Below are 12220 nucleotides of genomic sequence, written 5' to 3'. Positions count from 1 at the left end.
GAAGCACAGGAGCAGGAGAATCTTTTGAAGCGGAACTTCGGCGCGGAGCGGCCGCTGGAGAAGTTCCTCACGGACATTACCGAGGTGCAGTGCGCAGACGGCAAGCTGTATTGAAAATGCTTTTCACGATGAAACCGCAGGCGGCTTGCGCTTTGTGCAGATAGTGGTACAATGGCACTGAAAAAGAAGCGATTCAGGAGGCCGCTTATGTATCAATATAGGATAGGTTCTAACCTGACGCCGCTGTCTGGAAAGCCGGAGCCAGATACCTGCGTCCTTACACTGCTGTCCTCGGAGGAGCTGGACCAGAATCTCCAACTCCCGGGACTAGAGCAGGTTCTCCGCCATACGCCTACAGCGAGGGATGCCCGCGTATGTAAGGCTGAACCCCACCGGAATTATCTGTGCGGGACTATTGTGACCCCACGGCATACGAAAGAAAAGGCCCCCATCGCCTTCGGCTATCTGATGACACCCAGCCATGTGGTTTTGTGCGACGATGCGGGTGTGGCCCATGCCATGATCCAGAGACTGATCCAGGAGAATCCCCAGATGGAAAAGAGCCCAGGCAGTTTCTTTTATACGTTCCTGGAGCTGATCATCGCCAAGGATATGCACCACTTGCAAGAGTTAGAGGATAAGCTGAATCAGCTTGAAGATCAGGTTCTGGCAGGCCAGTTGGAAGGATTCAACCCCCAAATGACGGCAATACGAAAAGAAATATCCAACTGGATACGGTACTATACGCAGCTGGATGATATGGTCTGTGAATTTCAGGAAAATGAAAATGAGTATTTCGATGAGCATGAACTTCGCCTGTTTCATATGGTGGAGAAACGTATCAGCCGCCTGAAGGATGAGGCGCAAATGCTGCGGGAATATGGCCTGCAGGTGCGGGAACTGTTTCAGGCGGAAATCGATATTCGGCAGAATAACATCATGAAGATACTTACCATCGTCACGACAATTTTTCTGCCCCTGTCCCTGGTGGCAGGCTGGTATGGCATGAACTTTACCAATATGCCGGAGTTGACATGGAAATACGGCTACCCGGCAGTCATCGGTATCAGTGTTCTTGTAGTCTTGATTTGCCTCTGGGTGATGAAGAAGAAAAAATTCTGGTGAATCAGCAATATCGGTGGATCGGTACTCCTTTTGGCATAATTAACACCCCATTCGTCAGGCAGCATACCATATTGTCTAACGAATGGGGTGCATCTCATTTCGGACTGCACTGCATTTTTACAAAATTATTTTTCGGTTTGATTTGCAATCTTCACCAATGTCAGCATGCTCAATGCTTTTCCCCTAAGACGAGCACGAGAGCATCATGATCCGAAGACAATAAAACCTGCAACGTACAAAAGGCCTGGTATCCACAAATGTGAATACCAGGCCTTCGTCCATGTTAAGCGTTTCCGAATCATCAAAGTGTGTAAGTTGTGTGTAAGCTCGCACAACCCGTCAACTTAAACACTTCAAAAGTGCGGGAAATCGACGGCTTTTCACAGGGAATCATCGGAAAATCAAGGGTTAGAGCGGGTTATTAGTACATGCCGCCCTTCAAAACCGCAACTTTTTGAAGCAAAACGCATATAACGGAAAATGCAGATTTTTGTAGAGTTATCAAGGCTTTAAGTCACTTTTTGCAGCTTCCTTGATTTCGATAGAATTCACACATTTCTACGCAAATCTACGCTACTTGACAGGGAATTGGCGTAAGTTGTGGCGTAAGCCAGCCAACTTCGTACAATGAAAATTACAGGCTGCTGGCGATCTGTTCAAAGGCTCTCTCGACAGAATCAAAGCTGCTGTGGGTGTAGACATCCAGCGTCACACTGGCGTTGGAATGTCCCATCAGATATTGCAGGCTTTTCACGTCAAGCCCCGCCTGTTGAACGTTGGTACAGAAGGTATGGCGCAGCACATGAGGCGTGATTCGTGGGACAGGCTTGCCGTATACCTGTTCAAATCGCGCTTGCAGCCCTCGCATATAGTTCTCCAAGTGCATCGCAACCTTCGGCATCCCGGACTTGTCCAGAAAGAGGAACCCGCTGTGACCGTCCACCAGCAATTCCACCTTCGGGGCGGTTCTGGCTTTCACCACCCGCATCAGCGCCATGTAAACCGCGTCCGTCATGGGGACGTTTCGGATGCCGCTTTTGGTTTTGGGCGGCGTGACGAAATAGGGCTTCTCCGCCGTCCGGCACAACTGCCGCCGCACATGGATACAGCGCCGGTCAAAGTCAATATCTGCCCGTGTCAGACCGTACAGCTCGCTCACACGCAAGCCGGTTCCCAGCAGAATCACAATGTCATCATAGTAATTCCCGCCGCAGTCCTGCACGAATTGCAGATACTTCTCCTGCTGCTCCTTGGTCAGCGCATCGCGTACATAGGCATCCTTCGGCACCACATCAGACAGCTTGAACTTGAACGGGTTCTTGCGGATGATGTCATCATCCACCGCCATTTCAAATGCCGGTCTGACAACGCTTTGCAGCACACCGATGGTGTTTTGCTTGATGCCGCTGTCGTGCAGAAACACGAACCAGCCCTTTGCGTCGGAGAGCTTTACGGTTTTGATCGGCTTCTGTCCGAATGGGTCGGCGTGAATCCGTTTGACCGCAGAGCCATAAGACCGCAGCGAATTTTGCTTCAAGCCCCGTTTTAGATTCATGTAGCGATCAACCAGCTCCGCCACGGTCATTTCTCCCGCAGCATAGTCGATGCCGTCCGCCATGTCGCGCCGCAGCTCGTCCTCTTTCTTCCGCAACTCTGTCAGGGATTTGGCGTAAATACAACGCCGTTTCTTGTGTATATCGGTATAACGATAGTCATAAGTGCCGTTTGCTCTTTGGCTTTCGCCGTCCTTCAAAACACGACCTTTGCTATCTTTGCGCTTTTCAGACAATTCAGAAACTCCTTTCCGTGAAAAGCGCTATTATAGGGATTGATACAAGTATATCATACCGAATATGCGATTTCCACTGATATTGAACAGGAACAGACAACTTTTTCAAAGTGTCGCTGTGTCATAGATTTTCACATCACTTCTTCAAATAGAATACGCCTGCTCGATGAACTGATCGAACAGGCGGCGTTTAATCAGGCGCTTGTTGCCCACCCAGAGGACAAATTTGCACCGGTCCTCGTTGGTGATCTCGCGCAGTTTGTTGATACCAATGCCGGAGTAAGCCGCAGCCTCCTCCAAGCTCAGATTGCTCTTTTCCCAAATCGGGATTTCCTTCATAGGCAGTTTACCCTCCTTATAAAAATAGCCAGACAGGGCGAGGCGGCAACGAAGTCCGGCAACGGACTTCCAAAAACCTCGAAACATACCCGGTCTGACGGTTGATTTACGATTTTCTTTTTCTTCTATTTTTCTGTTGTTTTGGTTGTCAAAGGTAGAAAAACCTGACAGGACAAGGATTTCTCCGGCAACCAGCCCGGCAACGGGACAGCAACAGGCTTTGCAACAAACCGTGCCTTTCAGAACGGCATCTCGATCTGCTCCGTGATCTCCACAAAGCCGTCCGGGATTTCTGCGGCATGGTTGCCGTTGTCGGTTGCAGCTCTTTCGCGCTCCCAGCCCTTTTGCCTGCCGTATCCGGCAAAGCTGCGGGGATTGGAGAAATACGTCCAGCCAGTCACACACTGGTTCATAATCTCGTTGATCTCGCGGATTTCCCATTGCTTCGGCTCGTCAAAAGCATGGTTCAGCGCCTCCTTGTAAAGCTGCTTGGAACAGACGGTATCGCCCGTGTAGCTGTCCAGAAACGCCTGAATCATGCCCGCTTTCGTGTCCTCCGGCATGAAGTCCTTCTGATGCTCTTTGAGATAGCGCACCATTTCCGGGCTGAATGTCAGCTTCCAGCCACCTGCCCGGTAGATGGTCATTGCCTCTGCCCATACCTGCTGCAAATAGACTCTGGATGCAGCTTCGTCCTCCAAAATGTGAACCTCTGCCTGTACTGGGCAGACCTGCACCGGCAGAAAGCGTCGGTTGCCGGAGCGGTCGAGGGGCAGGAAGTCCATTGCGTTGGACGTGCCGCCGAACACACATTGCCGCAATCGGTCCGCTGGGTGGGTTTCATACGGGATTTTGTAGACCTCCTTCTGGCGGCTCAGAAACGACTTGATTTCCTCAATACTCTTGGCATTGGCGGTGGCAATCATCTCGGACATTTCAATGATCCAGTGACCTTGCAGCTTGCGGTATACATTTTCATCGTCCAGCTTCCGCAGATCGTCGGAGAACCACTCGTCCTTTCCTGCCAGCAACCGGAAGAAGGTGGACTTTCCCGCGCCCTGACCGCCCACCAGACAGAGCATAACCTCAAATTTGCAGCCGGGGTGAAATGCCCGATGAATCGCGCCAAGCAGGAACAGCCGCAGCGCCTGAAAAGTGTACTCGTCTGCTTCCGCGCCGAGGAAATGATGAAGACAATAGTGGATGCGCTCCGTGCCATCCCATGTGAGACTGTTCAGATAATCCCGGACAGGATGGTAGCTGTTCTGATGGGCAGCAAGATCGGCAGCATCCATGATCTTCTTCTCGCTTGTCAGGTCGTAATTCTCTTCCAGATACAGCCGGATGTACTTCATATCCGTGTCGGTCATGGACGCGCTGGGGCTTCGGTCATAACCAATGGGCTTCACAATATCGGTGCGGTCGGTCAGCAGATTGTAGGCAATCGCGCCGGAGAGCAGCGGATCATGCTGAAATACCATCAGGCAGTTCTTGATGCTGTTGCGGACACCACCTTTTTCCGTGGTGTCCAGCATGGCCTTGACCTCTTCAACGCTCGTCGCTGATCTCATGCTGCTCATCTGCGTTTTGAGCTGCTGCTTCATCTGCGGCGGCAAGCTCTGCCATTCGCTGCTCAATTTTCCTCACTTCCTCTCCATATTCGATCACGACGGACGCCCGCGCCTGCATATCCCCGCACAGCAGTTCGTCCAGCAGATATTCTACCAGCGAGAGCTTCTGCAATGCTTCCACAAAGTGCGGATGATGGCCGTCCTCCGGCGTCTGCGGGGCATAGCCCTCCTTCCAGCGGCATAACAGCCGGTAATAGTCCAACAGCACACGGAAGCAGTAGCGTTCCATGTGCTGATAATTCTGTTCGTCGGTATTTTGTTGTCGCAGCTTGCTCATTTTGCCCGTGCCATCCTCATACGGAATAGCAAAATCCTGTGCCAGCAGAATTGCGGCTTCCTTGCTGCCGATCCCGCGGAGCCGGGAAACGAAGTCGATCACGTCCCCGGTAGCCCCGCAGCCGAAGCAGTAATACCGGCGATCCAGCTTCATGCTGGGCGTACTGTCATCATGGAACGGGCAGCGGCACATTCCGTTTCGCTCCACCCGGATGCCGTATCGCTCCGCAGCCTGCCGGGTGGTCACAGACTGCTTGACGGCTTCAAAGATACTCAATAGGCACTGTCCTCCTTAGTGTTCGATTTCCTGCCTTTTCTGCCGCGTCGCGGCGTTCTGGCGCTCCTGCTCATGCTGCACCTCATAGATGTTGTAGTGAATTGCCCAGAGCTTTTTTGCGTCGGCATGGAGCGGCGAAAGTTCCGTCTGAATGTCTTTGTATTCCTGCTCCAACTGTTCCCGTTCTCTGCGCCATGCGGCGATGGGCAGCTTGCCATCCTTGAAGTGCGGTTTCAGCTTGCGCTCTGCCATGTAGAATGTCCGCAGTTCATCATCGTGTTCTGATTTGTACTTCTGCCGTGATTTCTCAAAGCGGATGGATTTCAGCTTATCCGCAGCGGGCTTGCCGGATTTGTAGTAGTCCATCATGCGCAGCAGTTCGTCCACTTCTTTGATACGGGCTTGCTTTGACGATGCCGACTTTTTCAACGTATCGATCTTGTCCTGCATGGCATGAAGCGTATTTTCCAGATCGTCCACGGTGTAAAGGTTTTTGGATTGTAAAAAGCTGAACGTCTCGGCGTAACGCTGCAAGTTGGCGTTCTTCGCCTTATTGCTGTACGCGCCCTTGTTGCGATTGGCGCAATGCAGCGCCAGCAGATCGTTGAGCGTAGGCGGCTGGGGCTTGGCAAGCTCGGCTTTTACGTTCTTCAGCCAGCCGATCAGCACGGCGATTTTTTCTTTGGCTTCCCGCAGCAGCGCATTGGTTTTCCGGATGAAGCGGTTGAGATCGCCCTTGTCGGTACGGATGCCCTTTGCCTCCATTGCCCGGACGGTGGGACCCTCGTGCTGGGTGGGGATCTGCTCCACACCCTGACGGGCAAAGCTGCGGTGGTCAATGCGACAGTCTAAGCCCTTTTCGGCAAACTTGGCATTGCACATCTCAGCCCATGCCTGCCGCCACGCTTCCAGTGTCTCCGGTTTGCCCCAGTCCGTCGTAGGAACGGCGTTGAACACATAGTTGCCTGCCTCGTCCAGAACGTGCTCTCCATACTCATCCAGCACATATTCCCGCAGCTGTTTCTTGCCCCACCTGCCGTCCGGCTCAATAGGACGAATCGGACACATGACATGAAAATGCGGGTTGGAAATGCCGCCGCCCTCCTTGTCGGGCGAGTGAACGGCGAAGTCCACTATCATGCCACGGCTCACAAAATTGTTCAGCAGAAATTGCCTTGCAAGGTCGAAATTCTCCTGCATGGAAAACTCGTTCTGCAAGGCAATATCAAAGCTGTATGCAAGCTGTGCTTTCTTCCCGCGCTCGGCTTTCTCCACGGCGTTCCAGAGCGTTTCGCGGTCTGCGTACTCTGGCGGGGCGTGGGACGGCAGCAGGATTTCAGAACAGATCACGCCGCCCTTGCGGGTGTAGTCGCTGTCCTCGCCGTAGTATTTGCTGTGCAGCTTTTCCCCGGCGCGATAGGCGGCAGCAGCCACGGCAGATTGCCCCGCGCTGCGTTTGATCTGCGTCACATGAAAATGAAACAGTGCGATGCTCAATCACCTCCCGCATGGCGGCTGACAGCTTCCATGAGAAGCTTTTGCGCATCTGGTAGGGCAAAGACCTGTTCTGCAAAAGCGTAAAATGCAGTCTCGCTCAAACCCTTCGTCTGCGGTGCGACGCTCTCGATGGCAGCACCACGGGTGATAAGCCGGTGCGCCCGCTTGCGGCAATCTCCTTTTTCGTAGTAGGCAGCGCGGTTTTTAAGGCGCTGAATTTTGTGCTGCTCCTGCGCAAGCTGCCGCTCGACCTTTTCTTTCTCTGCTTGCAGTTTCTCAATTTCTTTTTCGTGCATGATTTTACCCTCCTGACTGATAAATGATGGGGTGGATAGATACAAAAAGACCGCCTACGTTTTCAGTAGACGGTCTTGGTAACGATATGGATTTTCAGGCTTTGCGGCGGAAATGGTCTGCGCCAGCAGACGGTTTCCGCTGCAAAGTCTGCTGGGATAGGCGCGCAAGCGTCGCAAGGGGTGCAGCCCCTTGTACGGAGCAACGCGACGCAAAACAGCCCGGACAGTCAAACGTCCGGGCTGTCTGCCTCGCAGAGCGCACATACTCCCGTCAGGAGAGTATAGAAGTGCGCCCTTCTGTTAGAATGGATTTTTACATTCCTTCGGGGTTACGCCAACGTTCGCCAAAGGAAGGTCACGATCTGTGCTCTTGTGCAGTCAGCATCCGGGCTGAACGTGGTCGCGCCCGTGCCCTTGGTGATGTCATTCTTGACCGCCCACAGCACCGCGCCTGCGTAATAGTCGCTTGCGGCAACGTCCGCAAAGGGATTGCTGCTGCCAGCTGCCGGTGCGTTTTGGCTACGCCACAGGAACGTGACGATCTGTGCGCGTGTGCAGGTCTTGTCGGGGCTGAAAGCAGTATCGCTGGTGCCCTTGGTGATACCATTTTCAACGGCCCAGAGCACCGCATTGTAGTAGTAACTGCCAGCGGGGACATCGATAAAGGGCATTGCGCTGGACTTGGGCGCAGGGCTTCCCGCGGCTCTCCAAAGGAAGGTCACAGCCTGTGCGCGGGTGCAGATGCCGTCCGGGGAGAAGTGGATAGCATCAGTGCCGGTAGTGATGCTGTTTTTTACAGCCCAAAGGACAGCGTCATAGTAATAAGAGCCGGAGGGAACATCCACAAAGCTGTTCAGGATGCTGTTGTCCTCCATAAAAGTAGCTGCCACGGTGACGTTGCTGCTGGGCATCTTGAAGGTATATTTCTCACCAACCTTCACAATGTTCAGGTCAATCTCCTTGCCGCTGGCATTGGTGACTGTGAGTGTCTCCAGCGTCCAGCCCTGTTCGGGAGAGATTGTCAGGGTGACGGTGCTTCCGGAGGATGCCGTCTTGCGGTCTGCGGTCACAGCGCCGTTCTTGCTGTTCTTTACCGTGACATCGTAGGTAGTGGAACCGGAGGAATGCCCATTTGATTCTGATTTTGTGGAAGTAAACTTGGCAACAATCTCTGTGTCAGCAGCAACCATCATTCTGTACTCAGGATCCGCGGAGATCAAAGCTTCATTTACATACCAGCCGAGGAAGGATTCGCCGTTATTCGGTACGGCGGTCAGCTTGGTATATTCTCCGTTCAGGTAGTAGCCGCCGCCATAGGCAGCGCCATTTCCACTGGTTTTTACAGTGACGCCGTATTGCTTGACGTCATCACCCTGCTGCTTCACGGTGGGGGAGATAGCTCCGGATGCACCTTCGAGCGGATACTGCGCATCGGAGGTCTGTTCCAGATTCTCGACCGTGCCGGTAAACGCATCACCGGCGGCAATGGGGATATAGTGATAGCTGATGAGCTTATCCGTGGAGCCGTCGTTCACATCATATTCGGACACCATATAAGTCATCTCGCCGGAGCCGGTCGCCGCCAACTCGACGCGGTATTCCTCGTTGCTCGGAAGCATGATAATTTTCTGGCCGTCGAAATCAACAAACGCAGGGATTCCATCTGCGGGAGAGTTTTCAGCCGAGTTATTGATGATCTGCGCGACCAGTTTATCGCTGCTGTCATAGATGGAGACATCCACCGGGCAGTTGACATACAGCTTGCGTGTTCTCGAATCGGCAAACCCGCCTGCGCCGTCGATCGTATCCATCCACGCAAGGCAAAGCTCGGGGTAGTGAGCCTGTGCAATTTCAAGGCCGGTAACAACAGTAAGTGCAGAAACTATCCAGTCCAGATACACCGCGGCACCTGCTGCACCATAACCAAAAAGTCTCAACAGAAAAGCGCCAGCGTCCTCGTCTTCGTTGCCTAAGTATTCCGCGGCCAAGTCGCGGATTCTCTGCTGAGTATCCCACGAGATGTCTTTAGGAGAGTCAAGTACCGAAGCAATTAACGAAACAATTGCATCTGCAACTTCTTCCTGACTTCCAGGCTGTGCGGTTACCTTTGCAACTTTGGCTGCCACACTATCGAGGTCGATAGGATCGTCATAGGCGTAGTCATAGGCGCTCCTGACAATATCTATATAGTGCGCCCGCATTTCTGTTACCTTGTCAGAAAAGCTGGGAATCAGGCCAGCGGTAGGTATCTGATAGGTGATTCCATACCGGCTGTAATTCCAGTTGTCGTCCTTGGGAGCGACCTTGGTAACCATATCAATGTTATTTACAATGCTATGAATGTTGCCATAAACATTTTTGTATTCTTTTGAAATTGTCGTTCTGACGTTCTGCGGGCATTCAAAGCAGTATGCATAAATCCCCTCTGTGGACAAGCCTTCGACGCTGCCCTGTTTTGCCCACTCGTTCAGACGCTGAGCCGCAATGTTGGAGGCCGCTGCTGCACGGCTATACCCCGTAATCCAAACCTTGGTATTATCTGTGCCATATTCCGAGATGTATGACTGAACCGCTTCCGCAACCTTTTCGCCAGCTTTTTTAAAGCCCTGGTGTTCGGCTCCTTTCCCTATCGTAAAATTGCTTGCCCACTCGTCCTTATAACCACCGCCGCGCACCGCGACCGCGACCAGCGTGAACTCCTGACCGTTCTCATCAAGGATTCTTTTGCTGCCGATCGCATAGCCGATGGAATCTCTTGTCGGCGTCGGATAAACAACAGATTCGTTCGAATAGCTGAAGCCCAACTGATCAAATAGATCCTTTATGCTCACAGGGGTCGTTCTTGACGCAGCCAGAGCCATGCGAATGGACATCCGTGCAAGATCGTGCTGGTATTCTGTACCGCTTTTCAGGAACCATGATTCATCATAAGAATAGTCATATGAGGCTTTTTGTTGTTCTTTATCCTTCTTAGGCAGAATTTGAGAGATGTAAGTGAATGTGCCTCTTTTCTTGATTGGCTCAGCGGCTGGCGCGGGGTTTGGCTCGGTCGAACCGCCTGCTTTTGTGACGGTCAGCCTACCTTCGCCGTACACATGAAAGTAGACTGTTTCTCCGAGATACATGGAGTAATTTTCAAGGTCTGCCATTATATCTATTAATTCTTCATATCCGACAGTTATTCTATCATTGACGGATAGAATTCCATATCCATAAAGCGCGGAAAAGTCTTCTGCCGTTTCAAAACGATAGGTGCCAGCAGATTGGGCTGTAAATGCAACCCAACCATCCTCTGCCCATGTAACAGGAGATGACTCTGTAAGAATTTTGCATTCCGGTTGTTGCACCGCAGTCAATGTGATTGTATCACCAGCAGACGCAGCAGATTCTGACTTAAAGTAGGCATAAAAGCCATAGTCCTTCCCGCTTTGAAAATAGAGAGTCTGCGGGAAGGTGGGAGAACTCCAACAATTGGAAATAGTACTTCCGTTTGCACTTCTGATTTGGTAAAAACCTGAGGCAACTACCCGCACATTAAAGTGTGCCACATACTCAGTAAAGGTACTTTCGGGAGTAAATCCTTCGGAGTTCCCTCCAACTTCCAAAAAATCGATTTGCGCAGACTGTCCTTCAGAAAGCGTAGGGTCAACAAAAGCCCCTAAATAGGTGGGCATCAGGTTATAAGCTTTGGTTCCCCACTCCAATGGTTCATGCGTCATACGATAGGTCGTGTTGGCGTTCAAATTCCAGCTATAATATCTCAATGGTGTACTGAGACTATCTGCATTAAAATAATCACCAACGAAATATGGGGCAAGTTCAGTACTGCCGGAATAGAGCTTAAGATTTCCGGCGGTAAAATTTTTATCCATGCTCTCCAGCTCAAAGCGGTACACGCCCGCTTGGCCTGTCGTAAAAGTGAACTCAGTAGTGTCGTTATCAGTTTCGCTCGCAGTAGAGGTAAACGAGCATTCCTTATCCAAAACAAGTGTGTTTACCTCCTGCGCCATTGCCGACACCGGGAAAAGTCCCAGTATCAGGACAACGCTCAGGAACAGGGTCAATATGCGCTTGGGTTTTCTCATCTGCTTTTCTCCTTTCTTCTGTGCCAATCGCAGTTTGCCTAAGTGTACTTTTGCAAATTGCAAAGACACATATGCTTATAACCAACTATAAACAAAATATTTAACAATTTCAAGGAATATTTTTCCTTAATCGCCGTGATTTTACGTGGTTTGCAAAAGTACACATTTCCAAATTATCGACACGATTTGTTTAGGTAACATTTTCAAACTTTCGTGCCTTGCCGTAGAAAGTGCCAACAGGCATATTGCATGCTGACGCCGCCTGTTTCAGCGTCAGCTTTTTTGATCGCCACGCTTGGTGTACTTCGTAGAAATTCTCGGGCAGCGGAAGCGGTTTTCTGCCAAATTTGACGCCTTTTGCTTTCGCCGCAGCGATACCCTCTGCCTGTCTCTTTCGGATGTACTCACGCTCGTTCTGCGCCACGAATGACAGAATTTGCAGCACAAGGTCTGCGATGAACGTACCCAAAAGGTCTTTCCCCTGCCTTGTATCCAGTAACGGCATATCAATGACGCAGATATCCACTTCTTTCTCCTTTGTCAGCACACGCCATTGATTCTGTACTTCTTCATAATTGCGTCCCAACCGGTCGATGCTCTGGATCATGAGCAAATCGCCCGGTTTTAGCTTTTTCATCAGCTTCTTGTACTGTGGGCGGTTGAAATCCTTGCCAGATTTCTTGTCAATGTAAATACAGTCATTCTTCACGCCTTGCCATGCAGTGCAATCAGCTGCCGGTCTTCATTCTGATCTTTGCTGGAAACACGGATATAGCCGTAAATTTTGCTTTCTATAATTAGTGCTTACTGAACAGTGGGAAAAAGCTCGGAAACCATTGAAAATACTAGGAAAAACAGGGGTAATGCGGTAAAATATCTGCAAAGGGATTCAGAAGTTTGAAAGA

At 51.3% G+C, this 12220-nt stretch carries 8 protein-coding genes and 1 pseudogene; 1 reads left to right on the top strand and 8 read right to left on the bottom strand.

Annotation, left to right across the window (positions count from 1 at the left end; translation table 11 throughout):
- Positions 1 to 207 precede the first annotated feature (207 nt).
- The gene (locus ACTNBU_RS11455) at positions 208 to 1125 is read left to right on the top strand and encodes a magnesium transporter CorA family protein (protein WP_441034082.1); all 918 of its coding nucleotides are present in this window, start codon (positions 208 to 210) and stop codon (positions 1123 to 1125) included.
- A gap of 634 nt (positions 1126 to 1759) precedes the next feature.
- Here ACTNBU_RS11455 and ACTNBU_RS11450 read toward each other — a convergent pair.
- The 8 genes and pseudogenes from ACTNBU_RS11450 to ACTNBU_RS11415 form a co-directional block, all read right to left on the bottom strand.
- Positions 1760 to 2914 (bottom strand): tyrosine-type recombinase/integrase, encoded by a 1155-nt coding sequence (locus ACTNBU_RS11450; protein ID WP_441034080.1) that lies wholly within the window; start codon positions 2912 to 2914, stop codon positions 1760 to 1762.
- A 144-nt stretch (positions 2915 to 3058) separates the two neighbouring features.
- Positions 3059 to 3253, bottom strand: coding sequence for an excisionase (locus ACTNBU_RS11445; protein WP_035301233.1), 195 nt, complete (start codon positions 3251 to 3253; stop codon positions 3059 to 3061).
- 239 nt (positions 3254 to 3492) lie between these two features.
- Positions 3493 to 4833, bottom strand: coding sequence for a VapE domain-containing protein (locus ACTNBU_RS11440; RefSeq protein ID WP_441034085.1), 1341 nt, complete (start codon positions 4831 to 4833; stop codon positions 3493 to 3495).
- Positions 4802 to 5437 (bottom strand): CHC2 zinc finger domain-containing protein, encoded by a 636-nt coding sequence (locus ACTNBU_RS11435; protein WP_441034078.1) that lies wholly within the window; start codon positions 5435 to 5437, stop codon positions 4802 to 4804. Before ACTNBU_RS11435 ends, ACTNBU_RS11440 begins: the two co-directional genes overlap by 32 nt.
- Positions 5438 to 5452: 15 nt before the next feature.
- Positions 5453 to 6928 (bottom strand): MobQ family relaxase, encoded by a 1476-nt coding sequence (gene mobQ, locus ACTNBU_RS11430; RefSeq protein ID WP_441034084.1) that lies wholly within the window; start codon positions 6926 to 6928, stop codon positions 5453 to 5455.
- Between the two features lie 2 nt (positions 6929 to 6930).
- Positions 6931 to 7230 (bottom strand): DUF3847 domain-containing protein, encoded by a 300-nt coding sequence (locus tag ACTNBU_RS11425; RefSeq protein WP_441034076.1) that lies wholly within the window; start codon positions 7228 to 7230, stop codon positions 6931 to 6933.
- Between the two features lie 329 nt (positions 7231 to 7559).
- Entirely contained in the window at positions 7560 to 11342 is a 3783-nt protein-coding gene (locus ACTNBU_RS11420) for an S-layer homology domain-containing protein (protein WP_441034074.1), read from the bottom strand.
- A 163-nt stretch (positions 11343 to 11505) separates the two neighbouring features.
- Positions 11506 to 12110 (bottom strand): annotated as a pseudogene (locus tag ACTNBU_RS11415) (recombinase family protein).
- Positions 12111 to 12220: the final 110 nt, after the last annotated feature.

This window comes from Dysosmobacter sp. HCP28S3_G4 (assembly GCF_052065175.1).
Classification (GTDB): Bacteria; Bacillota; Clostridia; order Oscillospirales; family Oscillospiraceae; genus Oscillibacter.
This window is presented reverse-complemented; position numbering and strand designations above follow the sequence as displayed.